The 25,595-nt window shown below is 63.8% G+C and carries 23 protein-coding genes; 12 read left to right on the top strand and 11 right to left on the bottom strand.

What is annotated here, in order from left to right; all coding sequences use genetic code 11:
* Positions 1-231: 231 nt before the first annotated feature.
* From typA to mnmA, 3 genes are all read right to left on the bottom strand, one after another.
* Positions 232-2,049, bottom strand: coding sequence for a translational GTPase TypA (gene typA / locus Q4543_RS03900; protein WP_303436441.1), 1,818 nt, complete (start codon positions 2,047-2,049; stop codon positions 232-234).
* Between the two features lie 69 nt (positions 2,050-2,118).
* Positions 2,119-2,448: an SMR family transporter gene (locus tag Q4543_RS03895; protein WP_216004780.1), complete on the bottom strand. Its 330-nt coding sequence runs from the start codon at positions 2,446-2,448 to the stop codon at positions 2,119-2,121.
* 173 nt (positions 2,449-2,621) lie between these two features.
* Positions 2,622-3,764: a tRNA 2-thiouridine(34) synthase MnmA gene (mnmA, locus tag Q4543_RS03890; RefSeq protein WP_303436440.1), complete on the bottom strand. Its 1,143-nt coding sequence runs from the start codon at positions 3,762-3,764 to the stop codon at positions 2,622-2,624.
* A gap of 139 nt (positions 3,765-3,903) precedes the next feature.
* Between mnmA and Q4543_RS03885 the strand changes: the two genes are divergently transcribed.
* From Q4543_RS03885 to recG, 4 genes are all read left to right on the top strand, one after another.
* Positions 3,904-4,209, top strand: a complete 306-nt coding sequence (locus tag Q4543_RS03885) for a DUF1153 domain-containing protein (RefSeq protein ID WP_216004782.1) — start codon at positions 3,904-3,906, stop codon at positions 4,207-4,209.
* A 110-nt stretch (positions 4,210-4,319) separates the two neighbouring features.
* A complete protein-coding gene (ctrA, locus tag Q4543_RS03880; protein ID WP_216004783.1) occupies positions 4,320-5,036 on the top strand; it encodes a response regulator transcription factor CtrA in 717 nt (238 codons plus the stop codon).
* Between the two features lie 66 nt (positions 5,037-5,102).
* On the top strand, positions 5,103-7,364 hold the full coding sequence (gene ligA / locus Q4543_RS03875) for an NAD-dependent DNA ligase LigA (RefSeq protein ID WP_303436439.1): 2,262 nt from the start codon (positions 5,103-5,105) through the stop codon (positions 7,362-7,364).
* The gene (gene recG, locus Q4543_RS03870) at positions 7,361-9,451 is read left to right on the top strand and encodes an ATP-dependent DNA helicase RecG (RefSeq protein WP_303436437.1); all 2,091 of its coding nucleotides are present in this window, start codon (positions 7,361-7,363) and stop codon (positions 9,449-9,451) included. Before ligA ends, recG begins: the two co-directional genes overlap by 4 nt.
* Positions 9,452-10,014: 563 nt before the next feature.
* On the opposite strand, the gene Q4543_RS03865 is transcribed toward recG, so the two are convergent.
* Entirely contained in the window at positions 10,015-10,467 is a 453-nt protein-coding gene (locus Q4543_RS03865) for an iron-sulfur cluster assembly scaffold protein (protein WP_303436436.1), read from the bottom strand.
* A 69-nt stretch (positions 10,468-10,536) separates the two neighbouring features.
* Here Q4543_RS03865 and hisI point away from each other — a divergent pair, with 69 nt between their 5' ends.
* A complete protein-coding gene (gene hisI / locus Q4543_RS03860) occupies positions 10,537-10,896 on the top strand; it encodes a phosphoribosyl-AMP cyclohydrolase (RefSeq protein ID WP_303436435.1) in 360 nt (119 codons plus the stop codon).
* Here the strand turns inward: hisI and gluQRS are convergent.
* From gluQRS to trmFO, 3 genes are read right to left on the bottom strand one after another with little or no spacing between them, the layout of a single operon-like run.
* A complete protein-coding gene (gluQRS, locus tag Q4543_RS03855) occupies positions 10,877-11,743 on the bottom strand; it encodes a tRNA glutamyl-Q(34) synthetase GluQRS (RefSeq protein ID WP_303436434.1) in 867 nt (288 codons plus the stop codon). The two genes, hisI and gluQRS, sit on opposite strands and share 20 nt — an antisense overlap.
* Before the next feature lies 1 nt (position 11,744).
* On the bottom strand, positions 11,745-11,966 hold the full coding sequence (locus Q4543_RS03850; protein ID WP_216004789.1) for a hypothetical protein: 222 nt from the start codon (positions 11,964-11,966) through the stop codon (positions 11,745-11,747).
* Positions 11,963-13,315, bottom strand: coding sequence for a methylenetetrahydrofolate--tRNA-(uracil(54)-C(5))-methyltransferase (FADH(2)-oxidizing) TrmFO (gene trmFO / locus Q4543_RS03845; RefSeq protein ID WP_303436433.1), 1,353 nt, complete (start codon positions 13,313-13,315; stop codon positions 11,963-11,965). The genes Q4543_RS03850 and trmFO overlap by 4 nt, the downstream gene beginning before the upstream one ends.
* Positions 13,316-13,582: 267 nt before the next feature.
* On the opposite strand from trmFO, the gene trpB reads away from it, so the two are divergent.
* The gene (gene trpB / locus Q4543_RS03840; protein ID WP_303436432.1) at positions 13,583-14,809 is read left to right on the top strand and encodes a tryptophan synthase subunit beta; all 1,227 of its coding nucleotides are present in this window, start codon (positions 13,583-13,585) and stop codon (positions 14,807-14,809) included.
* A 39-nt stretch (positions 14,810-14,848) separates the two neighbouring features.
* On the opposite strand, the gene hpt is transcribed toward trpB, so the two are convergent.
* A complete protein-coding gene (gene hpt / locus Q4543_RS03835) occupies positions 14,849-15,391 on the bottom strand; it encodes a hypoxanthine phosphoribosyltransferase (RefSeq protein ID WP_303436431.1) in 543 nt (180 codons plus the stop codon).
* A 90-nt stretch (positions 15,392-15,481) separates the two neighbouring features.
* Here hpt and Q4543_RS03830 point away from each other — a divergent pair, with 90 nt between their 5' ends.
* Entirely contained in the window at positions 15,482-15,928 is a 447-nt protein-coding gene (locus Q4543_RS03830) for a type II toxin-antitoxin system RatA family toxin (protein WP_303436430.1), read from the top strand.
* Positions 15,929-15,967: 39 nt separating this feature from the next.
* Here the strand turns inward: Q4543_RS03830 and Q4543_RS03825 are convergent, their stop codons facing one another.
* Genes Q4543_RS03825 through Q4543_RS03815 form a run of 3 tightly spaced genes read right to left on the bottom strand, consistent with a single transcriptional unit; the run spans position 15,968 to position 18,062 of the window.
* Positions 15,968-16,444, bottom strand: a complete 477-nt coding sequence (locus tag Q4543_RS03825) for a CinA family protein (protein WP_303436429.1) — start codon at positions 16,442-16,444, stop codon at positions 15,968-15,970.
* Positions 16,441-16,926 carry a phosphatidylglycerophosphatase A gene (locus Q4543_RS03820; RefSeq protein WP_303436428.1) on the bottom strand — a complete coding sequence of 162 codons (486 nt, stop codon included), beginning with the start codon at positions 16,924-16,926 and terminating at the stop codon, positions 16,441-16,443. The genes Q4543_RS03825 and Q4543_RS03820 overlap by 4 nt, the downstream gene beginning before the upstream one ends.
* Positions 16,923-18,062, bottom strand: a complete 1,140-nt coding sequence (locus tag Q4543_RS03815) for a bifunctional 2-C-methyl-D-erythritol 4-phosphate cytidylyltransferase/2-C-methyl-D-erythritol 2,4-cyclodiphosphate synthase (RefSeq protein WP_303436427.1) — start codon at positions 18,060-18,062, stop codon at positions 16,923-16,925. The genes Q4543_RS03820 and Q4543_RS03815 overlap by 4 nt, the downstream gene beginning before the upstream one ends.
* 178 nt (positions 18,063-18,240) lie before the next feature.
* Between Q4543_RS03815 and dusB the strand changes: the two genes are divergently transcribed.
* The 5 genes from dusB to Q4543_RS03790 all read left to right on the top strand — a co-directional run bounded on the left by dusB (position 18,241) and on the right by Q4543_RS03790 (position 25,595).
* Positions 18,241-19,245, top strand: coding sequence for a tRNA dihydrouridine synthase DusB (dusB, locus tag Q4543_RS03810; RefSeq protein WP_303436426.1), 1,005 nt, complete (start codon positions 18,241-18,243; stop codon positions 19,243-19,245).
* Positions 19,242-20,327 carry a nitrogen regulation protein NR(II) gene (locus Q4543_RS03805; protein WP_303436425.1) on the top strand — a complete coding sequence of 362 codons (1,086 nt, stop codon included), beginning with the start codon at positions 19,242-19,244 and terminating at the stop codon, positions 20,325-20,327. The genes dusB and Q4543_RS03805 overlap by 4 nt, the downstream gene beginning before the upstream one ends.
* Positions 20,328-21,701 (top strand): response regulator, encoded by a 1,374-nt coding sequence (locus Q4543_RS03800; RefSeq protein ID WP_216004799.1) that lies wholly within the window; start codon positions 20,328-20,330, stop codon positions 21,699-21,701.
* A 247-nt stretch (positions 21,702-21,948) separates the two neighbouring features.
* Entirely contained in the window at positions 21,949-24,180 is a 2,232-nt protein-coding gene (locus tag Q4543_RS03795) for a PAS domain-containing sensor histidine kinase (protein ID WP_303436448.1), read from the top strand.
* On the top strand, positions 24,177-25,595 hold the full coding sequence (locus Q4543_RS03790; protein WP_303436423.1) for a sigma-54 dependent transcriptional regulator: 1,419 nt from the start codon (positions 24,177-24,179) through the stop codon (positions 25,593-25,595). The genes Q4543_RS03795 and Q4543_RS03790 overlap by 4 nt, the downstream gene beginning before the upstream one ends.

Below are 25,595 nucleotides of genomic sequence, written 5' to 3'. Positions count from 1 at the left end.
CCGTGACCGAGGCTGTAGGATAAGTGTGTCCGGGGGAAGGGGCAGCTTGGCCATCAGCGGCTTTGTGCAACAGAGCCTCAACATGACCTAAGAACGGCTTGCTGAAACACTTCTGGTGTCAGGCCTAATCTAAAGTCTTCATAATGTGGGTGTAATTCAATTCAGGTTAGTCCATACAAAAACGCCCTCGCAAGAATGCGAGGGCGTTTTAGATCTAGTGCATTATAGGCCTTACTGCCCCTTGGACATCCGCTTGCGCTCGTTCGGATCGAGGTAGCGCTTGCGCAGGCGGATCGCGTTGGGCGTTACTTCGACCAGTTCGTCGTCGTTGATGTAGGCGATGGCCTCTTCCAGCGACAGGGTCACGGGCGTGGTCAGGCGGACCGCTTCATCGGTGCCCGAGGCGCGCACGTTGGTCAGCTTCTTGCCCTTGAGCGGGTTCACCTCAAGATCGTTGTCGCGCGAATGCTCGCCGATGATCATGCCGGTGTAGACCGGGGCCTGCGCGCCAAGGAACATCTTGCCGCGATCTTCGAGGTTCCACAGCGCATAGGCCACCGCCTCGCCGTTTTCCATCGAGATCAGAACGCCAGCGCGGCGGCCTTCGATCGGACCCTTGTGCGGGGTCATGCCGTGGAACACCCGGTTCAGAACGCCGGTGCCGCGGGTGTCGGTGAGGAATTCGCCGTGATAGCCGATCAGACCGCGCGAGGGCACATGCGCGATGATCCGCGTCTTGCCCGCGCCAGCCTGACGCATCTCGACGAGTTCGCCCTTGCGCACGCCGGTCAGCTTTTCGATTACCGCGCCGGAGTATTCGTCATCGACGTCGATGGTGGCTTCCTCGACCGGCTCCATCAGCTTGCCGTCGATTTCCTTCATGATCACCTGCGGGCGCGAGATCGACAGTTCGAACCCTTCGCGGCGCATGTTCTCGATGAGAACGCCCATCTGAAGTTCACCGCGACCCGAGACCTCGAAAGCCTCGCCGCCGGGGGTGTCGGCGATCTTGATCGCGACGTTGCCTTCGGCTTCCTTCATCAGACGCTCGCGGATGACGCGGGACTGCACCTTCTTGCCGTCACGGCCCGCCAGTGGCGAATCGTTGATGCCGAAGGTGACGGTGATGGTGGGCGGATCGATCGGCTGCGCATCGAGCGGTTCATCCACCGCCAGCGCGCAGATGGTGTCAGCCACGGTCGCCTTGGTCATGCCAGCGAGCGAGACGATATCGCCCGCGAGACCTTCGTCGATGTCCGACTGCGCAAGGCCACGGAAGGCCTGCACGCGGGTGACGCGGAACTGTTCGATCTTTTGGCCGATGCGGCTGAGCGCCTGCACGGTCTGGCCAACCTTGACCCGACCGGTTTCAACGCGGCCGGTCAGCAGGCGGCCGACGAACGGGTCAGAGCCCAGCGTGGTGGCCAGCATGCGGAAATCTTCGTCCTGACGCTTGACCTGCTTGGGGGCGGGCACGTGGTTGACGATCAGGTTGAACAGCGCCGAGAGATCCTTGCGCGACCCGTCCAGCTCGGCATCGGCCCAGCCGTTGCGGCCCGAAGCGTACATATGCGGGAAATCCAGCTGATCCTCATCGGCATCCAGCGATGCAAACAGATCGAAGCATTCATCCAGCGCGCGGTCGGGTTCGGCGTCGGGCTTGTCGACCTTGTTGAGCACCACGATCGGGCGCAGCCCGAGCGCAAGCGCCTTGGAGGTCACGAACTTGGTCTGCGGCATCGGGCCTTCGGCGGCATCGACCAGCAGGACAACACCGTCGACCATGCTCAGGATACGCTCGACCTCGCCGCCGAAATCGGCGTGGCCGGGGGTGTCGACGATGTTGATGCGCGTGCCTTTCCACTCGACCGAAGTCGGCTTGGCGAAAATGGTGATACCACGCTCGCGCTCAAGGTCGTTGCTGTCCATCGCGCGTTCGGCCACGGCCTGATTTTCGCGGAACGCGCCCGACTGTTTGAGCAGCTCGTCGACGAGGGTCGTCTTGCCGTGGTCAACGTGGGCGATGATCGCGATATTGCGAAGGTCCATAGGGCAGCCTTTGAAAGGAAGGGAGTTTGGAGCTTCGCCTAGCGTCATAGCGCCCGGATTGCCAGCCCCTTAATGCCCGGTCGTGGCGGAAAACAGGTTGATCACAAGGATTCCGGCAAGGATCAGCCCAATCCCGGCCACTGCCGGCAGGTCCAGCCGCTGCCCGAAGGCGATGAAACCGATTACCGCGATCAGCACGATGCCAAGGCCGGACCAGATCGCATAGGCGACCCCGACGGGCATGAATTTCAGCGCCATCGACAGCAGGTAGATGGCGATGGCATAGGCAACCACCGAGAGCGCCGACGGGCCGAGGCGGCTAAATTGCTGGCTCGCCTGAAGCGCAGAGGTGCCGATGGTCTCGGCCAGGACGGCGATGGCAAGAATGAGGTAGGGCATGACTTGTCCGTTCGTGTGCAAGCGGCAGGGCTTGCGCAGTCATGACGCGGATTTCACGCGCTGGCCAGTTAGAAGCTATCGATTGTGGCTGGGCAGGTATCCGGCGCCCGGTTCGCAGGCACCGCCGGAGGGGCGGTTGGCGCTCCTCCGGCAGGGTCGATTTGAAACCGCACTCAGTTGCCGCGCCAGATCCAGCCGCCGCCAAAGATGCGGGTGCCCTCGGGGTCGTAAAAGACGCAGGCCTGACCGGGGCTGATGCCTTCTTCTGCGGTGATCAGCTCGACGGTGGCTTCGGTGGCCGAGATCGGGCGCACGATGGCATCGCGCGGCGGGCGAGTCGAACGTACCCGGACCGACAGATGCCATTCTTCGCGGCTGGTGAAGGGCTCGTCGCCCAGCCAGTTGATCTCTCGGACGGGAACCGAGCGGGTGGCAAGCATGTCCTTGGGCCCGACGATGACCTGCTTGGCGTCGACATCAAGCTTCACCACGTACAGCGGCTCTTCGAGACCGCCGATGCCAAGGCCACGGCGCTGGCCGATGGTGTAATGGATCACGCCCTTGTGGGTGCCAAGGACGCGGCCATCGGCATGCACGATCTTGCCCGGATCGGCGGCGCCGGGGCGCAGCTTTTCGATCACGGCGGCATAATTGCCGTCGGGCACAAAGCAGATGTCCTGACTGTCTGGCTTGTCGGCGACGCTCAAACCATATTTCGCCGCCAGCGCGCGGGTCTCTGCCTTGCTTTTCAGATGCCCCAAGGGGAATCGCAGGAACGACAGCTGTTCGGGCGTGGTCGAGAACAGGAAATAGCTCTGGTCGCGGTTGGCATCGGCGGCCGAATGCAGCTCGGGGCCACCGCACCCGTCCATGCGCTGGATGTAATGCCCGGTCGCCATGCAATCGGCATCAAGGTCCTTGGCGGTTTCCAACAGATCCTTGAACTTCACCCGCTCGTTGCAGCGGATGCAGGGCACCGGGGTCGCGCCGCCAAGGTAGCTTTCGGCAAATTCGTCGATCACCGCATCCTTGAAGATGTTTTCATAATCAAGAACATAGTGGGGAAAGCCCATCTGTTCGGCAACGCGGCGCGCATCGTGAATGTCGACCCCCGCGCAGCAGGCGCCTTTCTTGGCCAGCGCCGCGCCGTGATCGTAGAGCTGCAGCGTCACGCCGATCACGTCATAGCCTTCCTCGGCGAGCATGGCGGCCACGACCGAGCTGTCGACGCCGCCTGACATCGCCACCACCACGCGCGTCTCCGAGGGCGGCTTGGGCAGGCCGAGCGAGTTCAGGGTAGGGGCGTCGAGGGGCATGGCCTCCTCCTTCGGACAGATCTGCGGGAACCGGGGAAATATAGGAAAATGCAACTCATTCTCAAGTGGTCGTTTTAGATGGCGTTAAATTGTGTCGGGTCAAATGGGTCAAAGCCGGAAAGACTGGGGCATAAGTTCAATGTATCTAAAGAAAATCGACGGACCTCGCGCGGTCCACCTTCCCGATGGCAGCGTGATGACGCGGGCCGATCTTCCACCGGTCGAAACGCGCCGCTGGGTGGCATCGCGCAAGGCGGCCGTGGTCAAGGCGGTGCGCTTCGGCCTGCTCTCCGAGAGTCAGGCGATGGAGCGCTATACTCTATCGGAAGAAGAGCTGGCAGAATGGATGGAAGCCGTCGCTCACCATGGCGAAGAGGCCTTGAAAGCGACGCTCGTCCAGAAGTTTCGCAGCCCCGGCGTCGATGGCGCTGAAGATAACGCCTGAATATGTGCAACCATCAGTTGTAATTTGCAATCGTTCACGTACAGTAAAGTTCCATTAACCTATTTCCGACAGTGTCGGGTCAAAGGGACAGAACAAGCGGAGAACGGATTATGCGCATCCTTCTGGTGGAAGACGACCCGACCACGTCGAAGAGCATCGAACTTATGCTAACCCATGCCAACCTGAACGTCTATTCGACCGATCTGGGCGAAGAAGGCATCGATCTGGCAAAACTGTACGATTACGACCTGATCCTGCTCGATCTCAATCTGCCAGACATCAATGGTCACGAGGTCTTGCGGCAATTGCGCCAGTCGCGGATCAACACGCCGATCCTGATCCTGTCGGGGGCCGATGACACCGAAAACAAGATCAAGGGATTTGGCTTTGGGGCCGACGATTACCTGACCAAACCCTTCCACCGCGACGAGCTGGTGGCGCGCATTCATGCGATCATCCGCCGCTCGAAAGGGCATTCCCAATCGGTGATCCGGACAGCCAAGATTTCCGTCAACCTTGACGCGAAGACGGTCGAGGTGGCGGGCAAGCCGGTCCATCTGACCGGCAAGGAATACCAGATGCTCGAGCTGCTTTCGCTGCGCAAGGGTACGACACTGACGAAAGAGATGTTCCTGAACCATCTCTACGGCGGCATGGACGAGCCGGAACTCAAGATTATCGATGTGTTCATCTGCAAGTTGCGCAAAAAGCTCTCCGAGGCGACCGGCGACGAAAATTACATCGAAACGGTGTGGGGGCGTGGCTATGTGCTGCGCGATCCCGAGCCGCGCGCTGGCGACCCCCCGGCGATCGCCGCCGCCGGCTGATCGGCTGGACGAGACCGGACTTGCGCCCTATCACTTGCCCGAACGTCGTAAGCAGGGGGCGCAACCATGGCCACGGATGCAATGCAGGACATCGCGGTCGATATGTTGACCGAGGCACAGGCGCGGGATGAACTCTCGCGCCTTGCCTCTGTATTGACGGCGGCGAACCAAGCCTATCATACCGAAGATTCCCCCGATCTGAGCGATGCTGATTACGACGCATTAAAGCGCCGTAACCTTGCGATCGAAGAGCGTTTCCCACAGCTCAAGCGCGCCGACAGCCCAAGCGAACAGGTTGGCGCGCCGCTGGCCGAAGGGTTCACGAAACTCGCGCATTCGGTGCGGATGATGTCGCTGGCGAACGCCTTCGACGCAACCGAGATCGAGGACTTCGACCGTTCGATTCGGCGCTATCTCGGCTTGGCAGACGATGCGCCGCTGGCCTTCACCGCCGAGCCGAAGATTGACGGGCTGTCGCTGTCGCTGCGCTATGAAAAGGGCATTCTGATTCAGGCTGCTACGCGGGGCGACGGTGCGGTTGGCGAGAATGTCACGGTCAATGCCCGCACGATCGACGATATTCCTCAGACGCTGTCGGGTGCGCCGGACGTGCTCGAAGTGCGCGGCGAGGTCTACATGAGCCACGCGGATTTCTCGGCGCTCAATGCGCGTCAGGAGGCGCGCGGCGGCAAACGCTTTGCGAATCCCCGCAATGCCGCCGCCGGCTCGCTGCGCCAGCTCGATGCCGAAATCACCCGCTCCCGCCCGCTGAAATTCTTCGCCTATGCTTGGGGAGAGCTCTCCGAGCCGCTCGCGCCGACGCAGATGGGCGCCATCGAGCGGCTGTCGGCGCTCGGCTTCAGCATCAACCCGCTCACCAAGCGGTGCGACGGTCCGACCGAGATGCTGGCCCATTACAGCGCCATCGAAGAGCAACGCGCCACGCTTGGGTATGACATCGACGGCGTGGTCTACAAGATCGACGATCTGGCGCTTCAGGCGCGGCTCGGCTTCCGCTCGACCACGCCACGCTGGGCCATCGCGCACAAGTTCCCAGCCGAACTGGCATGGACCCGGCTCGAATCCATCGACATTCAGGTCGGACGGACCGGGGCGCTGTCTCCGGTGGCGCGGCTGACTCCGGTGACGGTGGGCGGGGTCGTGGTCTCGAACGCCACGCTTCACAACGAGGATTACATTGCCGGGCGCGACGCCACGGGCGCGCCGATCCGCGATGGCAAGGATATCCGTATCGGAGACTGGGTGCAGGTCTATCGCGCCGGCGACGTCATTCCCAAGCTCGCGGATGTGGATCTGGGCAAGCGCCCGCCCGGGTCCGAGCGCTTTGTGTTTCCCGAAACCTGCCCTGAATGTGGCTCCGACGCGATCCGCGAGGACGGGGACGCGGTGCGCCGATGCACGGGCGGTCTGGTCTGCCCAGCGCAAGCGGTCGAGAAACTCAAGCATTTTGTCTCCCGCGCCGCCTTCGACATCGAGGGGCTTGGCGCCAAGCAGGTGGAACAGCTCTATCGCGACGAGTGGATCGCCGAGCCGGCGGATATTTTCTCGCTGAAAGAGCGGTTCGGCAGCGGCCTGCAGCAACTTCGCAACCGTGAAGGCTGGGGCGAAAAAAGCGCGAACAATCTCTTCGATGCCATTGATGAAAAGCGAAAAATCCCGCTTGGAAGGCTGTTGTTCTCGCTCGGTCTGCGCCATGTTGGCGAGGTTGTCTCGAACGATCTGGCCCGCCACTACCTGTCATGGTCGGCGCTGATCAACGCGCTGGACGCCGCGCGAGCCGCCGCCGTCCGCTACCGCGAGGCGGAGCAGGCGGTCACGCGGGAACGTCAGGCCGCAGCCGCTGAAGGGCGCCGCGCAAAGCTCAAGGAAACCCGCGATGGCTGCTGGGCGGCGGAGCCGGCGATCCCGGCAGAGGCCCGCGCGGCATGGGATGAATTGATCGGCATCGACGGTATCGGCGAGACCGTCGCTGTGTCGCTTGTCACCTCGTTCGGCCAGCCGACCGAGCGCGTCTCGATCGACCGGCTGGCGGCATGCCTCGACATCCAAGACGCCGAGCGCCCGGCGAGCGACGGCAGCCCGGTGGCAGGAAAGACCGTCGTCTTCACCGGCACGCTCGAACGCATGACCCGCGCCGAAGCCAAGGCCCGTGCCGAGGCGCTTGGCGCCAAGGTTTCGGGCTCGGTGAGCAAGAAGACCGACATCGTCATCGTCGGGCCGGGCGCCGGATCCAAGGAAGAAAAGGCCCGCGAACTTGGGGTCGAGATCATGGATGAAGACGCCTGGCTGGCGCTGATCGGCGCATGAGCCAACGGCCCGAACCGCTCTGGCCGCTTTTCGCCGAGCTGAAAACGCTTGACGGAGTCGGCCCAAAGACCGCCAAGGCGCTGGAAAGCGGCGGCATCGAGGCGCCGCGCGATCTGCTGTTCACGCTGCCACACGGGGTCATTGATCGACGCCCGAAACCGTCGGTTCAGGATGCGGAGCTGCCCGGCGTCGTGACGGTCGAGATCACGGTCGGTCGCCACATGCCATCGGCGCGCAAGGGCGGGCCGTACCGGATTCATGTCGAGGATTCGCGGGATCACTTTCAGTTGGTTTTCTTCCATGGTCGCGGCGATTACCTGCAACGCATTCTGCCGGAAGGCGCGCGCCGCATCGTGTCAGGCCGGGTCGAACGCTTCGACGGCATGGCGCAGATGGTCCACCCTGAACATGTGCTGCCGGTCGACGAGGCGGAGTCGCTCCCCGCGTTCGAGCCGGTCTATCCGCTGCTCGGCGGGGTGACACAAAAACTGATGGCCAAGGCGCTTGCCGATGTGCTGGCGCGCACGCCCGAGCTTGCCGAATGGATCAACCCGGGCCTCAAAGCCCGTGAGGGCTGGCCGGATTGGCGCTCCGCGCTGCTCGAGGCTCATGCACCGACCGGCGGGGCGGATCTTGTCCAGACCGTCCCGGCGCGGGCGCGTCTGGCTTATGATGAACTGCTGGCGCATCAGCTGACCTTGGCCCTGGCGCGCTCGCGGCGGCGCGCGGCCAAGGGTTTGGTCAGCGTCGGCAACGGGGCGCTGCGGCGCAAGGTGCTGGCATCCCTGCCATTTCGCCCGACCGGCGCGCAGATGCGGGCGATGGACGAGATTGCCGAGGACATGGCAAGCCCGGAGCGGATGAACCGGCTTTTGCAGGGCGACGTTGGTGCGGGCAAAACGCTGGTGGCGCTGATGGCGTTGCTGATCGCGGTCGAGGCGGGCGGGCAGGGCGTGATGATGGCGCCCACCGAAATCCTTGCGCGGCAACATCTTGAAGGGCTGCGCCCACTGGCTGAACAAGCCGGGGTGGTGCTGGAGCTGCTGACCGGGCGCGACAAGGGCGCCGAGCGGCGCGCCAAGCTCGAGGCCCTCGCGCGCGGGGACATCGGCATTCTCGTGGGCACGCATGCGGTATTTCAGGCCGATGTTCAGTTTTGCGATCTGCGGTTGGCCATCGTGGACGAGCAGCATCGGTTCGGGGTCCGGCAACGTCTCGAATTGGGGCGAAAGGGCGCTGCGGCCGACGTTCTGGTGATGACGGCAACGCCGATTCCGCGCAGCCTTGCCTTGGCGCAATACGGCGACATGGACGTGTCGCTGCTGGACGAGAAACCACCCGGGCGCAAACCGATCCGCACAGCGCTGGTGTCGAGCGAGCGTATGGAAGAAGTGGTCGACCACCTGCGCAAGGCGGTTGCCGAAGGGCGACAGGCCTATTGGGTCTGCCCGCTTGTCGAGGAAAGCGAGGTCACCGACCTGACCGCCGCCGAAGAACGTTTCCGGCATTTGCGCGCCGCGCTTGGCGAGGGCGTGGTGGGGCTTGTCCACGGCCAGATGCCGCCCGCCGAAAAGGACGCGGCGATGGCCCGCTTCGTTTCCGGCGAAACGCAGGTGCTTGTGGCGACCACGGTGATCGAGGTCGGAGTCAATGTGCCCAACGCATCCATCATGGTCATCGAGCGGGCGGAATGGTTCGGCCTAGCTCAATTGCACCAGTTGCGTGGGCGGGTTGGGCGCGGTGAGGCGCAAAGCACCTGTCTGTTGATCTACCAGCCGCCGTTGAATGCGTCGGGGACCCGGCGGCTGACGACGCTGCGCGAGACCGAAGACGGGTTTCGCATTTCGGAGGTCGACCTCGAGATGCGAGGGGCTGGCGATCTGATCGGCACGGCACAGTCGGGCCTGCCAAAGTTTCGCATCGCCGACCTGGAACACCAGGCCGGCTTGATGGCGATGGCCCAAAGCGACGCGCGAAAGCTGTTGCACGACGATCCGGGTCTGGAAAGCACCCGCGGCCGGGCGGCGCGGATGCTTTTGTGGCTCATGCGGCAGGATGAGGCGATCAGGCTGATCTCGGTCGGCTGAGGGAATGTTTGGGAAACGATCCGCCCGAAATCTGTGCCATTTTTGGGGATACAATCACCTATACTGCCTTTGTTCGCTTATGTTCTCATAAAGTTCTTTACAGAACGTAAAGGAAATGAGAACAAATAGGCAACAAACGACAGACAAGGGAGTTTACAGAATGATCAAGACCCTTTTCCGCGCGATGAGCCGCCCTGAATGCAACGTGCTTCAGGATATGATCGGCGCTCTGTGCCTTGTTGTCATCCTACTTGGGGCGCTGCATCTGCCCAGCCTCTGACGTTTCAGTCCGCTTTCTGCCTGCGGTCTTTCTCCTGTCAGGTCGCGCATTCCGTCCCGGATGCGCTGCGCCTGTCCCTGCAAGGCCTTGGATCTGCCCGATCCATCATAGGTCTGTCCTGCGGGAGCAGAGATACGCCACTGACCGCCGCCTTCGTTGTCCTGAAGTGCGGCGGTTTTTTTTATGCAGGGCGACAGGCGTGCTACAAGCTGCCAAGATCCGGCTATTTATGCTGGTCAATCAGTTCCGATCAGGCGATCGCCGTCACATCTCTTGCATGGTCCTAACCGGCACGGGCTTCTTCGGCCGCGTGCACCGCCTCGCTTGCCGCGTCGAGCGCCAGCAGGATCGACGCATGCCGATTCTTGTAGGTCTGCGCCGGGCGCAGCACCTCGAGCCCGTCGAAGGGCGCGGGCGGTGTCGGGCCGTCGTCCTTGAGCATGGTGCGCAGCCCGTCGCGCGCGGCGTCGATCTGCGCCGGGGTGCAGCCGATGATCGCCGCGCCAACCACCGAGGCCGAGGCCTGCCCAAGCGCGCAGGCCTTCACGTCCTGCGCATAATCGGAAACCTTGCCCTCATGCATCGACAGATCGACCGTCACCGTCGAGCCGCAGAGCGGCGAGCGCTTCTTGACGCTTGCATCGGGCGCCTCCAGCCGCCCGGTCCGCGGGATGTCGGCAGCAAGGGCAAGGATGCGCTGGGAATACAGCTTGATGAGGTCGGTCTCGGTGGACATGGCTTTCCCTTCTGGATCGTCTTTCCTAAATAGGGTTTGACGCCGCCGCTGCAAAAGGAAAATTCCGTCATGAGCTTTGATCCCAAGACTTTGGTCTATGACAGCCGCGGGTTGATCCCCTGCATCGCACAGGATGAGGCCAGCGGCGAGGTGCTGATGATGGCGTGGATGAACGCCGAGTCGGTGGCAAAAACTCTGGCCAGCGGGCGGGTGACCTATTGGTCTCGCTCGCGCGCCGCGTTCTGGATCAAGGGCGAAAGTTCGGGCCATGTGCAGGAACTGGTCGAGCTGCGGCTGGATTGCGATCGCGACTGTCTGCTGGCGCTGGTGCGGCAGACCGGCCCAGCCTGTCACACCAACCGGCGTTCATGCTTTTACACGGCGATCCGCGAAGGCGACGAGACGGAAATCATGGCGCCGATGACGTAAGGCCGACCATGGCGCGAATGTCGGCGGGGCTACGGCCTTCGGCGCGGAACAGCGCGATGGCGCGGGCGTCGTCGCGTTTCGCCAGCCGTTTGCCAGCGTCGTCGCGGATCAGCGCGTGATGGTGATAGACCGGCGTTGGCAGCCCGAGCAGGCGTTGCAGCAACGCATGGATGCGGGTGGCATCGAACAGGTCTTCGCCGCGCACCACATGGGTGATCTGCTGGGCGGCATCATCCACCACCACCGCAAGGTGATAGGCCGCGCCCATGCCCTGACGGGACAGCACAACGTCGCCGATGCCCTCGATCATACGCGCGCGCGGCGTTGCGATGAGGCCGGTCTCGGCCAAAGGCCCGGCGCCGGTTTCGGTAAATGGCGCCGGGCCGATGGCGCAGGCGCGGCGAATGTTCAGCCGAAGCGTCGCATCGCGCGGGCGCGGGCCGGTGGGCGTATGTGCGGGGCGGCAGGTGCCGGGATAGACCAGCCCGTCGGGGCCGGTGAGCGGCGCGCTTTCCTGCGGCGCGGACAAAGCGTCGCGAATGTCGCGGCGGGTGCAGCTGCAGGGGTAGAGCAGTCCTTGCTGCCATAGCAGATCGAGCGCGGCGTGGTATTCGGTGCTATGCTCGGATTCGCGGCGGCAGGGCTCGGGCCAGTCGAGCCCGAGCCAGCGCAGATCGTCCTTGAGCTGCGCCTCCCATGCGGGGCGGGCGCGGGATTGGTCCAGATCGTCGATGCGCAGCAGGAATGTCCCGCCAGCGGCGCGCGCCATATCCTGCGCCGTCAGCGCGGAAAACGCATGCCCAAGGTGCAGCGGCCCCGTTGGAGAGGGCGCGAACCGGGTGATCATCTTAGTCTTCGTCGCGCCAGGCCCGTTCCAGACGGCGGGTGCGGCGTTCCTCGCCGGATTGGTAGATCAGCACCCAAGCCAGCAGGATGAACATCGGATGGGTCAGCCCGCCGGAAAAGATGATCGCCGGAATCCAGATGATGAAGACGATGATCGACAGAAAGATCCGCCCGATCAGGAAGATCGACAGCGGCGGCAGGAAAAGCGCGAGGACGTAATTCATGCGGGAACCTCCTGTGCGGCGAGCCATGTCTCCCAGTCGGCCTTGGCCCGGTCGGTGTAAGCCTTGTAGCGGTCCTTGCGGCCACGACGCCCGCCCTTGATACCCTCGAGCGGGCGGAACAGGCCGAAGTTGACGTTCATCGGCTGAAAGCTCTTGGCCTCGGCGCCGCCGGTTATGTGATGGATCAGCGCCCCATGGGCGGTGTCCTGCGGGATCACGGGCAGAGGGCGGCCCAAGATCTCGGCCACGGCCATGCGGCCTGCGGCAAGGCCCATGGCGGCGGATTCAACATAGCCTTCGACCCCGGTGATCTGCCCGGCAAAGCGCAGATGCGGCTTGGAGCGCAGGCGCATCTGGTTGTCGAGCAGCGTTGGCGAGTTGAGGAAGGTGTTGCGGTGGATGCCGCCCAGCCGTGCGAACCGGGCGTTTTGCAGGCCGGGGATCATCCGCAGAACCTCGGTTTGCGCGCCGTATTTCATCTTGGTCTGGAAGCCGACGATGTTGAACAGCGTTCCGAGCGCATTGTCGCGGCGCAGCTGCACCACGGCATAGGGCTTGTCGTCGGGCTTGTGCGCGTTGGTCAGGCCTATGGGCTTCATCGGGCCGTGGCGCAGGGTTTCGCGGCCACGCTCGGCCATGACCTCGATCGGTAGGCAGCCATCGAAATAGCCTGCGGTTTCGCCTTCGTGGAATTCGGCCTTTTCGGCGGCCAGCAGCGCGTCGATGAAGGCCTCGTATTCGGGCTTGGTCATCGGGCAGTTGACGTAGGCGCGCTGTTCTTCTTCGGTCTCGCCCTTGTCATAGCGCGATTGCAACCACGCCGTGTCCATGTCGATGCTGTCGGCATGGACGATGGGCGCGATGGCATCGAAGAAGGCCAGCGCATCGGTGCCGGTCTCGGCGGCGATGGCCTGGCCCAGCGCGTCCGAGGTCAGCGGGCCGGTGGCGATGATCCAGTGGCCGCTGTCGGGCAGGGCGGTGATTTCCTCATCGCTGCGGCTGATATTGGGGTGGGCCATCAGCGCATCGGTCACCGCCTGGCTGAACGCCTCGCGATCGACCGCCAGCGCGCCGCCAGCGGGCAGACGATGCTGCCCGGCCATGGCCATGACGATGCCGCCCGCGCGGCGCATTTCCCAATGCAGCAGCCCGACGGCGTTCTGCTCGTCGTCATCCGAGCGGAAGGAATTGGAGCACACCATCTCGGCGAGCTTGCCGGTGCGGTGGGCGAAGGTTTCAACGCTGGGGCGCATCTCGTGGATGACCACCTTGAGGCCAGCCTGCGCGGCCTGCCAGGCTGCTTCGGATCCGGCCATGCCGCCGCCGACGATATGGAGTGTCTGTGTCATGACTGGGCAGATAGGCGATCGCGGGTGCAAAGTTAAGAGGGGATGCGTGCGATGGGCAGCGAGCAGGCGCCCGGAGTGGTCGCGGCGCTGTTGGGACCTTTGGGGCAGCGTGGCGACGGTTCGAAACGGCACAAGGGGGCGCTGCCCCCGCCCTTCGGGCTCCCCCGGGATATTTCGGGCCAGAAGAAACCGGGCGCGGGTGCGGGGGCTGGTCAATGCCGGGCGATCTGACTAGTTATGCTGAACTGCGAGACGGAGAGGCGCACGATGGACGATCTATTCAATTCCTTCATGAATGGCCCCGACGAGAAGGGCCGGTTCGGCATACACGGCGGGCGGTTTGTGTCCGAGACGCTGATGCCCCTGATCCTGTCGCTCGAGGCGGAATACGAGCGCGCCAAGACCGATGACAGCTTCTGGGCCGAGATGAGCGATCTGTGGAAGCACTATGTCGGGCGGCCCTCGCCGTTGTATTTCGCGCAGCGCATGACCGACGAGCTGGGCGGCGCGAAGGTCTATCTCAAGCGCGACGAGCTGAACCACACCGGTGCGCACAAGATCAACAACGTGCTGGGGCAGATCATTCTGGCCCGCCGCATGGGCAAGACGCGGATCATCGCCGAGACCGGCGCCGGGCAGCATGGCGTGGCGACCGCCACCGTCTGTGCCAAGTTCGGGTTGAAATGTGTGGTCTACATGGGCGCGCATGACGTTGAGCGGCAAAAGCCCAACGTGTTCCGCATGAAGCTGCTGGGCGCCGAGGTGGTGCCGGTGACCTCGGGGCGCGGCACGCTGAAGGATGCGATGAACGATGCGCTGCGCGACTGGGTGACCAATGTGCGCGACACGTTCTATTGCATCGGCACGGTGGCGGGGCCGCATCCCTATCCGGCGATGGTGCGCGATTTCCAGTCGATCATCGGCAAGGAAGTGCGCTGGCAGCTTCCCGAGCAGGAAGGCGAGGGTCGTTTGCCTGACACGGTGATTGCGGCCATCGGCGGCGGGTCGAACGCCATGGGGTTGTTCTACCCGTTCCTTGACGATGCCTCTGTCAACATCATCGGCGTCGAGGCGGGCGGCAAGGGCGTTGACGAAAAGATGCAGCATTGTGCCTCGCTGACCGGCGGGCGCCCCGGTGTGCTGCATGGCAACCGCACCTATCTGCTTCAGGATGACGACGGGCAGATCCTGGAGGGGTTCTCGATTTCGGCGGGGCTGGATTATCCCGGCATCGGGCCGGAACACGCCTGGCTGCACGATATCGGGCGGGCGAAATATGTCTCGATCACCGATGCCGAGGCGCTGGAAGCATTCCAGTTCTCGTGTCGGACCGAAGGCATCATTCCCGCGCTGGAACCGAGCCACGCGCTGGCACATGTGATGAAGATCGCGCCGACGCTGCCCAAGGACCACATCATCGTGATGAACATGTGCGGACGCGGCGACAAGGACATCTTTGCCGTCGCCGAACATCTTGGCCAGAAGCTGGGCTGAGGTTGCGGGCGCGGGGCACAAGACCCCGCGCCGGACCATTCAGTCTTCGGGGAAACGGACCTTGCCGATGAACGGCAGGTTGCGGTTTCGCTGCGCGAAGTCGATGCCGTAACCCACGACGAATTCATCGGGAATTTCGAAGCCGATCCAGTCGGCCCGCAGGTCGACCTCGCGCCGCACCGGCTTGTCCAGCAGGGCGATGGTGCGCAGCTTGCGCGGCTCTCGCGAGCGCAGCAGCCGCAGCACGTGGCTGAGCGTGAAGCCGGTGTCGACGATATCCTCGACCACCAGCACATCGCGCCCTTCGATGGGCGAGCGCAGATCCTTGAGGATGCGCACCTCGCGGCTCGACTGCATGGCATCGCCATAGGAGGACGCTTCGAGGAAATCCACCTCGATGGGCAGGTCGATCTCGCGCACCAGATCGGCAATGAAGACGAAACTGCCGCGCAGCAGGCCCACCACCACCAGCTTGTCGGTGTCGGCGTAGTCGCGTCCAATCTCGCGCGCCAGTGTTTCGATTCGCGCCGCGATGGCCTTGGCCGAGATCATCTCGTCGACGACATAGGGCCGCTGTGTCATGTATTCCCCGCAATCCGCTTGCAAATTCGCGCGCAGCATAAGAAACAGCCCGGGATTGTCACGCCGGAAACGGGGCCTAGAACCAGCGATATGCCAACGCATTCCGAAACAAGGCACCTGCCTTACACCGCCCAGCAGATGTACGACCTTGTGGCCGACGTTGAATCCTATCCGCAGTTTCTGCCCTGGACCGCGGCGGCGCGCATCCGCTCGCGCACGCCAGAGGGCGCGGCCGAGGTGATGCTGGCGGACCTCGTCATCAGCTTCAAGGTTTTCCGCGAACGCTTTGGCAGCCGCGTGACGCTGTATCCGGCCGAGCGGCGCATCGACACCGAATATCTCGACGGTCCGTTCAAGCACATGATTTCGAAATGGCGCTTTCAGGACAGCCCGCAGGGCGGCGTCGAAGTGCATTTCTTTGTCGATTTCGAATTTCGCAACCGTCTTCTGCAAGGGGCGGCGGGGATGTTCTTCTTTGAAGCGATGCAGCGCATCGTCAAGGCGTTCGAGCGGCGGGCCGATACGCTTTACGGCTAGGGCGGGATGAGCGCGATGTCCGCGCAGCCTTTCCGACCCTCAGTCGGTCAGCGCGTCCACCAGCAATTCCAGCGCATGGTGGGTGGCGGCGGCGCGTACGCTGGCGCGGCCTAGCGCCCCGAAGTCGACGGTTTGCGTGGCGATCCCGCTGGCGCTGGCCAGCGCGAAACAGACGCGCCCTTCGGGTTTCAGCTCCGAGCCTCCCGGCCCGGCGACGCCCGAAATCGCGATGGCAAGATCGGCCTTGGCGGCGGCAAGCGCCCCGGCGGCCATCTCGCGCACCACCTGTTCGGACACCGCACCATGCGCCTCGAGCGTCTCGTGGCGCACCCCGAGCATGTCCTGCTTGGCGGCGTTGGAATAGGTGACCATGCCGCGATGGAAGATATCCGAAGACCCGGCGATGTCGGTCAGCGCGGCGGCAACCATGCCGCCGGTGCAGCTTTCGGCGGTGGTCACCGTCAGGCCGCGCTCTCGGGCGCGGAGCAGGATGTCTTTGGCGAGAACTTCGGTCACATCAGCACTCCGTGGGCGATACCGGCCAGAACGATGGTCACGACAGCAGCGAACACCCCCGCGATCACGTCGTCAAGCATTACTCCCAGCGCGTCGCCGCGCCGGTCTGCCATGCCCACCAGCCACGGCTTGCGGATATCGAACAGCCGGAACAGCGCAAACCCCGCGATCCAGCCGGGATAGAGCTGCCAGTACTCCACCCCCATCATCGCCGCGCCGTATGCCACCGGGAACAGCGCGATCCACTGGCCGACGACCTCGTCGATGACGATCCACGAAGGGTCGTGATCGTCGCCGGTGGCGATGATGGCTTTGGTGGCGATCAGCCCCGCCACAAAGGCGATCAGCGTCGCACCGAGCAGCAGCCAGAAGCCTCCCGCCAGCAACAGAACATAGCCGACGGGCAGGGCGGCCAGAGATCCCCATGTGCCGGGCGCGGGCCGCAGGTAGCCGACACCGAAGAATGACGCGATGAGCTTCATGGTTTCACCAGTGTTGCGGTTGCTATGGCGGCGATGCCCTCTTCGCGCCCGGTAAAGCCCAGCCGCTCCGATGTGGTCGCCTTGATCGAGATCCGGTCGCAATCCATTCCGGTGATCCGCGCCATTTCCGCTGTCATGTCAGCGGCATGAGGCCCGATCTTCGGGCGCTCGCAGATCAGCGTGAGGTCGATGTTGGAAATCGTAAAGCCTTTGGCCCGCGCCAGTTCCACTGCATGGCGCAGGAAAATCTCGGAGGCCGCGCCCTTCCACTGCATATCGGAGGGCGGGAAATGGCGGCCGATGTCGCCCTCGGCCATGGCGCCGTACAGCGCATCGGTGACCGCGTGCATTCCGACATCGGCGTCGGAATGGCCTTGCAGCCCGCGCCCGTGCGGAATCTTGATGCCGCACAGCACGACGTGATCGCCCGGTCCAAAGCGGTGAACGTCGTAGCCATTGCCAAGACGGATATCCATCGGGGTGTCTCCATGGTCGAGAAAGGCCAGCGCGCGGGCGAAATCGCCGGGCGTGGTGATCTTGAGATTGCGCTCTTCGCCCGGAACGATGGCCACGTCCAGACCGGCGGCGCGGGCGACTTCGACATCGTCGGCGGCCCCGCCGCTATGGGCGGCATGGGCGGCGGCGATGGCGTCAAAGCGAAAGCCCTGCGGGGTCTGCGCCCGCCACAGGCCGCTGCGATCCTGCGTGCCGCTCACCCGCCCGTCAGCGCCCGTCCAGAGCGCGTCGGTGATGGCCAGCGCCGGGGCCGCGCCGTCGGCCTGTGCCAGCGCCGCGATCACCGCATCGATGACATGGCGCGACACGCAGGGGCGGGCCACATCATGGATCAAGACCGCATCCGGAGACTCGTCTTTCAACGACTCAATCCCTGCGCGAACAGAGCCGGCCCGATCGGCCGCGCCAGTGACCAGCCGCACCGGCAGACCGGCGCAACAGGCCTCGGCCCTTGCGCGGTCTTCGGGGTGGATGACCAGCACCAGTAGCGGAAGGTGAGAGAACGCCTGCAAGGTCCATGCCGCGACAGGCTTTTCCCCGAGCATCTGCCATTGTTTCGGCTCACGGCCGCCCGCTCGTGTCCCGCGCCCGGCGGCAACGATGATGACGGCTGTTTTCATAGGCTTCGGCGCTCCTTTGCGGCGTTTCTAGGGGTTGCGGTGGGGCGGCGCAATCCGCAGCACTGTCCTGATTAAAATTTAGGCATCGCCCGTCACGGCGGCGGCAAATGCCGTATCGATTGTTGAATGCCTTTGCCACACAGGTTACCTCACAAGCAACTGCACAAGGAATAGGCGCTTGACTTTGTCTCTGGGTGACCTCTCGATCACTCCCCCGGTTCTGCTGGCTCCGCTTGCGGGGATCACCGATTTGCCATTCCGGTCCTTGGTGTCACGATGGGGCGCGGGGCTGGTCGTCTCCGAGATGATCGCTTCGGGTGAGTTTCTCACCGCCCGTCCCGGCACGCGCGAAAAGGCCGAGCTTGGGGCCGGGGTTGCCAACACCTCGGTACAGATCGCCGGGCGTGCGCCGGGCCCGATGGCAGAGGCGGCGCGTATGGTCGCCGACATGGGCGCACGGGTCATCGACATCAACATGGGCTGCCCGGCCAAGAAGGTGACGGGGGGCTATTCCGGGTCGGCGCTGATGCGCGATCCCGACCATGCGCTGCGCCTGATCGACGCGGTGGTGTCGGCAAGCGATGTGCCTGTAACGCTCAAGACCCGGCTGGGCTGGGATGACGGGCTGCGCAACGCCGCCGAACTGGCGCGCCGGGCCGAGGGCGCGGGCGTGCAGATGATCGTCATTCACGGGCGCACCCGCTGTCAGTTCTACAAGGGGGCCGCCGATTGGGCCGCGATCCGCGAGGTGGTCGAGGCTGTATCTATTCCGGTGATCGCCAATGGCGACATCATCAATGCGCAGACCGCGCGCGAGGCGCTGTGCCTGTCTGGCGCCGCTGGCGTGATGGTCGGGCGCGGGGCGCAGGGGGCGCCGTGGCGGCTGGCTGAAATCGCCCACGCGCTTTACGGCACGCCCGCGCCGCAAGTGCCGCAAGGCGCCGCGCTGACGCACATCGTAAAGGAGCATTACGACGAGATGATCCGGTTCTACGGCATCGACCTTGGTGTAAGGGTCGCCCGCAAGCATCTTGGCTGGTACATGGACGCCGCCGGAACACCGCCTGATCTGCGTCGCCGCGTGCTGACCGAACGCACCCCATCCGAAGTTTGCGTGCTGCTGGACGACGCGCTGGACGCGGCCGCACACCTTCAGGCCTCTGACAAGGCAGTGGCGGCATGAACAGTGAACTTCAGATGCAGCTGTGGTCCTCGCTGCCGGTGCCCGCGATCCTGCTCGACGCCGAAGAGCGCATCGCCGACATGAATCCCGCCGCCGAGGGCTTTCTCAACAATTCCGCCAAATGGCTGGTCGGGCAGCCGATCTGGGACCGGCTCGCCGTCGATGCCCCGCTGGAAGAAAGCCTTGCCCGCGCCCGCGTTCACGGCACGCCGCTGTTCGTCAACGATGTCGATGTCGGCACCGGCAATCGCCCGCCGCTGGTGTGCAATCTTCAGATCGCACCGGTGCAGGGCTACCCCGGCTGGTTCATCATGCTGATTTCGCCGCGCGAGCTGGCGGGGCGCATGACCCAAAGCCATTCGGTGAAATCGGCCGCGAAATCCGCCATCGGCATGGCCGAAATGCTGGCGCATGAGATCAAGAACCCTCTCGCCGGGATCTCGGGCGCGGCGCAGTTGCTGTCGATGTCGCTGACCAAGGACGATCTGGAACTGACCGATCTGATCGTCGCCGAGACCCGCCGCATCGTGAAGCTGCTCGAACAGGTCGAACAGTTCGGCAATCTCTCGGCGCCGGAAAAGAAGCCGGTCAACATTCACGACGTGCTTGATCGCGCCCGCCGCTCGACCCAGCTGGGTGTCGGCGGCCATATGAAATTCATCGAGGATTTCGACCCCTCGCTGCCCGCCACCTATGGCGATCCCGACCAGCTGCTTCAGGTCGTGCTGAACCTGCTCAAGAATGCCGCCGAGGCCGCCGATCCACAGTCGGGCGGCGTGATCCGGCTGCGCACCTTCTACGAGCACAGTTTCCGCACCCGCAGGGCTGACGGCACCGCCCAGAGGCTGCCGCTTCAGGTCGAGGTCATCGACGACGGCCCCGGCCTGCCGGACGACATCCGGGGCGATGTGTTCGATCCCTTCGTGTCGGGCAAGGAAAACGGCACGGGGCTGGGCCTCGCGCTGGTGAGCAAGATCATCTCGGATCACGACGGCTGGATTTCCGTGGATTCGGTTCCTGGCCGCACGGTTTTCAGGATTTCACTTCCCCGCGCACCGCGCGAGACAGAGGAGAACAGGTAAATGGACGGCACCGTACTCGTTGCAGACGACGACCGCACCATTCGCACGGTCCTGACACAGGCGCTGACCCGTGCCGGGTGCAAGGTTCACGCCACCAGCTCGCTGACAACGCTGATGCGCTGGGTCGGCGAGGGCAAGGGCGACGTGGTGATTTCCGACGTGGTCATGCCCGATGGCAACGGGCTGGAGATGTTGCCCAAGATCCATCAGGATCGACCCGAGCTGCCGGTCATCGTGATCTCGGCGCAGAACACCATCATGACGGCGATTCAGGCCGCCGAGGCCGAAGCTTACGACTACCTGCCCAAGCCCTTCGATCTGCCCGATCTGATGAAGCGCACCGCCAAGGCGCTCGACAATCGCAACCGTACACCCAAGCGCGAAGACGTGGCGACGATTGGCGCCGATGCGCCCGACGAGCTGCCGCTGGTCGGCAAGACCCCGGCGATGCAGGCGCTCTACCGGCTGGTCGCGCGGGTGATGAACACCGATCTTCCGGTGCTGATCTCGGGCGAAAGCGGCACCGGTAAATCGCTGATCGCCCGCGCGATTCACGATTTTTCCGACCGGCGCACGCTGCCATTTATCACGGTGACCGGCGCCGATCTGTCGGATCTCGAAGGCCCGGCGCGGGTGCTGGCGCGGGTCAAGGGCGGCACGCTGCTGATCGACGAGATCACCGATATTCCCGACGAGATTCAGGCCCGCGTGGTGCGGATGATGGATATTCCGGGCGAACATGTGCCGCGCTTCATGGCCACCTCGCAGGGCGATCTGAGTCAGGCGATGGAAGAGGGCCGGGTGCGGCAGGATCTGTATTACCGGCTGTCCGGGGCAACGATCAACGTGCCCAGTCTGCGCGAGCGGGTCGAGGATATCGCGCTGTTGACCGATCACTTCCTTGCCCGCGCCGAGCGCGACGGCGCGCCCAAGCGCTGGCTGTCGCGCGATGCCTCTGAGCTGTTCCGCGCCTATAGCTGGCCCGGCAACGTGCGCCAGCTGGAAAACTCGGTGCGCCGGCTGTCGCTGACCAGCCGCGCCGAAGAGATCAGCCGCTCCGAGGTCGAGGCGGTGTTGGGCAACCAGCCCGACACGGGCCCCATCCTGCGCGGCGGCGATGCGGAAAAATTGGGCACCTCGGTCGCGCGGCATTTGCGGCGCTATTTCGATCTGCACGGCAACATGCTGCCGCCGCCGGGGCTCTACACCCGCATCCTCAAGGAGGTCGAAGCGCCCCTCATCGAGATCGCGCTTGAAGCGACAGGCGGCAATCAGGCCAAATGCGCCGATCTGCTTGGAATCAACCGAAATACCCTGCGAAAGAAGATCACCGATCTCGATATTCGCGTGACACGACGGCGCAAACTGATGTAAAAGGATCACATAGATGTGGCCGCGCCGCAGCGCTGGCCGGGGTTTCCCCAAGCTTATCCACAGGGGCCCCGTCCGGACTGGGTGACAGAAGCCACAGTATATGGCGGTTCGCTGCCCGCGATCTCCGATGCCGATCAGGCTGAGGCGGACAGGGCAGCACATTAGGCGAGGGTACTCTGTGGCCATCCGGGCACGGAAATCAGTAGCTCATGGCATGACCTGGGCGCGCATTCAGCGACTCCGTCGGATGCGCAGGGTGCAGAATGTCGCGACGCTCGGGCTTGTCCTTCTGGGGCCAGTGCTGGCGTTTGCAACCTTCATGGTGCTCGGGCCGCTTGGGGCGGCCAACAGCACGGAACTGAGCCTCAAGCTCATCTTGCTGGCCGATCTGGTCTATGTGTTGCTGTTGGCGACGCTGGTGCTGGGGCGGCTGGCAAAGATGATCGCAGAGCGGCGGGCGCAATCCGCCGGATCGCGGCTGCACCTGCGCCTGACGGGCGTGTTCGCGCTGATGGCGCTGCTGCCGACGGTCACGGTTGCTGTGTTTGCGGTGCTCACCATCAACATCGGCCTTGAAACGTGGTTTTCCAAGCGGGTTCAAAACGTTGTCGGCGCCTCTTTGGCCGCTGCCGAAGCATATGAGCTGGAGCAGAAAAAGGGGCTAAGCGAAGATGTCATCGCGCTGGGGAATTTCGTCGATGCCGCGCGTCGGGCCAATTTTGCCTTTGATGACGGGGACATCCGGCAGATTCTTCAACAAGGGCAGGGGCAGATCCAGCGCGGCTTGCGCGAGGCCTATGTCATTGACGGCGCGGGCACCATCCGTGCGCGCGGCGAACGAAGCTATCTGTTCGATTACGAACAACCGACTGTCGCGCAGCTGGCGCTGGCCGACCGCGAAGGCGTGGTGCTGATCCCGGACTGGGAAAACCACGAGCTGCGCGCGCTGGTGCCGCTTCAGGCCTTCGCCGACCGCTATCTCTCGGTGTCGCGCACGGTTGATGGCAACCTTCTGAACTTGTTGGATGAAACGCAGGAAACCGCCAAGTTCTATCAGCAGCAGGAAACCGAACGGGGCCGTCGCCTTTTCGATTTTGCGTTGCTTTACCTTGGCTTCGCGGTGCTTCTTATCCTTGCGGCGACCTGGCTTGGCCTGTGGTTTGCCGAACGGCTCGCCCGCCCCGTGGGGCGGCTCGCGGGCGCGGCGCAACGGGTCGGCGCGGGCGATCTTGACGTTCAGGTAATCGAGGACGAGGGCGATGACGAAATCTCGATGCTGGGCCGCTATTTCAACCAGATGACGCGCCAGCTGAAGGGCCAGCGAGAGGCTCTGCTGGAAAACACCCGCCAGATCGAACGTCGCCAGCGGCTGTTCGATTCCGTGCTCGGCTCGGTGACCTCGGGCGTGGTTGGGCTGGATGATGCGGGGCGGGTGACCTTTGTGAACCGCTCGGCCAAGCGCCTGCTGGGCTGGCAGGAGACCAAATCCGAGGTGCCAATCGTCGTGGCCGTGCCGGAATTCGGCGCGCTCTTCCACAAGCTGCAGACAAGCGGCCATGAAACGGTGACCGAAGAGCTGAAGGTCAGCCGTGAGGGCCATCTGGAACATCTGCTGGTGCGCATGTCGGTGCGCCGGCACGCCGATGGTGCGCTCGAAGGCTACGTGGTTGCCTTTGACGACGTGACCGATCTGGTCAGTGCGCAGCGCATGGCGGCATGGGGCGACGTGGCGCGGCGTATCGCGCATGAGATCAAGAACCCGCTGACCCCGATCCGCCTGTCCGCCGAGCGCATCCAGCGCAAGTTCGGACGACAACTGGTTGGAGAAGATGCGGAAAAGCTGGCGCAGATGACCGAGGTCATCGTCCGGCAGACCGAAGATCTGCGCCGCATCGTCGATGAATTCTCGAAATTCGCACGGATGCCCGCACCCGAGCGCAAGCCCGAAGACGTGGTCGCGATCCTGCGCGGGGCGGCGCTTTTGCAGGAAACCGGCCAGCCCGGTGTGCGCTTTGTTATCGATCTTCCCGATACCCCGATGTTGGCCGAGCTCGATTCAACGATGATTGGTCAGGCGCTGACCAACATTATCAAGAACGCCGGAGAAGCCATTGAAACGCTGAAGGAAAATGGCGCACCAGAAGGCTACACTCCGGAAATCCGCATTCATTTGGCCCAAGAGGCAGAGCGCGCCCTGATCAAGGTCAGCGACAATGGCATCGGGCTTCCCGAAGACCGTGCGCGGCTGTTCGAACCCTACGTGACCACCCGCGACAAGGGCACCGGCCTTGGCCTGCCCATTGTGAAGAAGATCATCGAGGAACACGGCGGCAGCCTGTCTCTCGAAGATGCGGCGCGCTTCGACGGGGCGAGCCATACCGGTGCCATGGCGGTGATCCGCCTGCCGCTCGGGCTCGGGCCGGGGCGCGCGGCCAACAACAAGCAGACGGCGACTTCCGAATTGGAGAGGCAGACATGAGCGACATTCTTATCGTCGATGACGAGCGCGACATTCGCGAATTGATCGGGGACATTCTCGAGGACGAAGGCTACAGCACCCGCCTTGCGGCAAACTCCACTGATGCGATGAACGAGGTCAATGCCGAGCCGCCCGGGCTGATGATTCTGGATATCTGGCTGAAGGACAGCAAGATGGACGGGATCGACATTCTCAAGACCGTCAAACGCGACAATCCCGACATCCCGATCATCATCATCTCGGGGCATGGCAACATCGAGATCGCCGTGGCCGCGATCAAGCAGGGCGCTTACGATTTCATCGAAAAGCCGTTCAATATCGACCAGCTGCTGGTGGTGATCCGGCGCGCCATGGAAACCTCGCGCCTGCGCCGCGAGAACCAGAAGCTGCGCCGGCGTGAAACCGAAGTCTCGGAAATGATCGGCGACAGCGCCGGGTTCCGCGGGCTGGTCAGCCAGCTCGACAAGGTGACGCGCTCGAACGGGCGGGTGATGCTGACTGGCCCTGCGGGCAGCGGCAAAGAGGTCGCGGCGCGCTACATCCACGCCCATTCCGGCCGCGCCTCGGCCCCGTTCGTGACGGTGAACTGCGCCGGCGTTGCGCCCGATACCATGGAAGAGGTGCTGTTCGGCCGTGAAACCCCCGAACGCGGCATCGAACCGGGCCTGCTGGAACAGGCCCACGGCGGCGTGCTGTATTTCGACGAGGTCGCCGACATGCCGCTTGGCACCCAATCCAAGATCCTGCGGGTTCTGGTTGATCAGAGCTTTGCCCGCGTTGGCGGACAGGACAAGGTGCGCGTCGATTTGCGGGTGATCTCGTCGACCAACCGTGACCTTGTCGAAGAAATCGACCGCGGAAATTTCCGTCAGGAACTCTACCACCGCCTGAACGTGGTGCCGATCGCCGTGCCCTCGCTGGCCGAACGGCGCGAAGATATCCCGCTGCTGGCCCGCCACTTCATCGACAGCTTCAACAAGGCGCAAGGGCTGCCGAAACGCGCCCTGTCCGATGACGCCGTGGCGCTGCTGCAGACGATGATCTGGCCCGGCAATGTGCGCCAGCTCAAGAACCTTGTCGAACGGGTGCTGATCCTTGGCGATGGCGCTGGCCCGATCGAGGCGCGCGAGCTGCCGCAAGACGCCCCGCTTGGCGATGACGAAGAAGGCCGGGTGGTGCTGTCGGGCACGCTCGCCACGCTGCCGCTGCGCGAAGCCCGCGAGGCGTTCGAGCGCGAATACCTGCTCACCCAGATCAATCGCTTCGGTGGCAATATCTCACGCACCGCCGCCTTTGTCGGCATGGAGCGCTCGGCGCTGCACCGCAAGCTCAAGTCGCTTGGCGTGGTCACCGGGCCGAAATCCGGTGGACGTCTCGCCTATGTCGACGAGGATCAGGCGCAAAAGGCAGGCTGA

This window comes from Salipiger sp. 1_MG-2023 (assembly GCF_030547555.1).
GTDB lineage: Bacteria > Pseudomonadota > Alphaproteobacteria > Rhodobacterales > Rhodobacteraceae > Salipiger.
Note: the sequence above shows the minus strand (reverse complement) of the source record. Positions and strands in the feature narration are given on the sequence as shown.

What these genes read in the sequence shown, in the direction of transcription:
- typA (WP_303436441.1), bottom strand. Translation starts at nt 2,049, where the DNA reads ATGGACCTTCGCAATATCGCGATCATCGCCCACGTTGACCACGGCAAG.
- Q4543_RS03895 (WP_216004780.1), bottom strand. Translation starts at nt 2,448, where the DNA reads ATGCCCTACCTCATTCTTGCCATCGCCGTCCTGGCCGAGACCATCGGC.
- mnmA (WP_303436440.1), bottom strand. Translation starts at nt 3,764, where the DNA reads ATGCCCCTCGACGCCCCTACCCTGAACTCGCTCGGCCTGCCCAAGCCG.
- Q4543_RS03885 (WP_216004782.1), top strand. Translation starts at nt 3,904, where the DNA reads ATGTATCTAAAGAAAATCGACGGACCTCGCGCGGTCCACCTTCCCGAT.
- ctrA (WP_216004783.1), top strand. Translation starts at nt 4,320, where the DNA reads ATGCGCATCCTTCTGGTGGAAGACGACCCGACCACGTCGAAGAGCATC.
- ligA (WP_303436439.1), top strand. Translation starts at nt 5,103, where the DNA reads ATGGCCACGGATGCAATGCAGGACATCGCGGTCGATATGTTGACCGAG.
- recG (WP_303436437.1), top strand. Translation starts at nt 7,361, where the DNA reads ATGAGCCAACGGCCCGAACCGCTCTGGCCGCTTTTCGCCGAGCTGAAA.
- Q4543_RS03865 (WP_303436436.1), bottom strand. Translation starts at nt 10,467, where the DNA reads ATGTCCACCGAGACCGACCTCATCAAGCTGTATTCCCAGCGCATCCTT.
- hisI (WP_303436435.1), top strand. Translation starts at nt 10,537, where the DNA reads ATGAGCTTTGATCCCAAGACTTTGGTCTATGACAGCCGCGGGTTGATC.
- gluQRS (WP_303436434.1), bottom strand. Translation starts at nt 11,743, where the DNA reads ATGATCACCCGGTTCGCGCCCTCTCCAACGGGGCCGCTGCACCTTGGG.
- Q4543_RS03850 (WP_216004789.1), bottom strand. Translation starts at nt 11,966, where the DNA reads ATGAATTACGTCCTCGCGCTTTTCCTGCCGCCGCTGTCGATCTTCCTG.
- trmFO (WP_303436433.1), bottom strand. Translation starts at nt 13,315, where the DNA reads ATGACACAGACACTCCATATCGTCGGCGGCGGCATGGCCGGATCCGAA.
- trpB (WP_303436432.1), top strand. Translation starts at nt 13,583, where the DNA reads ATGGACGATCTATTCAATTCCTTCATGAATGGCCCCGACGAGAAGGGC.
- hpt (WP_303436431.1), bottom strand. Translation starts at nt 15,391, where the DNA reads ATGACACAGCGGCCCTATGTCGTCGACGAGATGATCTCGGCCAAGGCC.
- Q4543_RS03830 (WP_303436430.1), top strand. Translation starts at nt 15,482, where the DNA reads ATGCCAACGCATTCCGAAACAAGGCACCTGCCTTACACCGCCCAGCAG.
- Q4543_RS03820 (WP_303436428.1), bottom strand. Translation starts at nt 16,926, where the DNA reads ATGAAGCTCATCGCGTCATTCTTCGGTGTCGGCTACCTGCGGCCCGCG.
- Q4543_RS03815 (WP_303436427.1), bottom strand. Translation starts at nt 18,062, where the DNA reads ATGAAAACAGCCGTCATCATCGTTGCCGCCGGGCGCGGGACACGAGCG.
- Q4543_RS03805 (WP_303436425.1), top strand. Translation starts at nt 19,242, where the DNA reads ATGAACAGTGAACTTCAGATGCAGCTGTGGTCCTCGCTGCCGGTGCCC.
- Q4543_RS03800 (WP_216004799.1), top strand. Translation starts at nt 20,328, where the DNA reads ATGGACGGCACCGTACTCGTTGCAGACGACGACCGCACCATTCGCACG.
- Q4543_RS03795 (WP_303436448.1), top strand. Translation starts at nt 21,949, where the DNA reads ATGCGCAGGGTGCAGAATGTCGCGACGCTCGGGCTTGTCCTTCTGGGG.
- Q4543_RS03790 (WP_303436423.1), top strand. Translation starts at nt 24,177, where the DNA reads ATGAGCGACATTCTTATCGTCGATGACGAGCGCGACATTCGCGAATTG.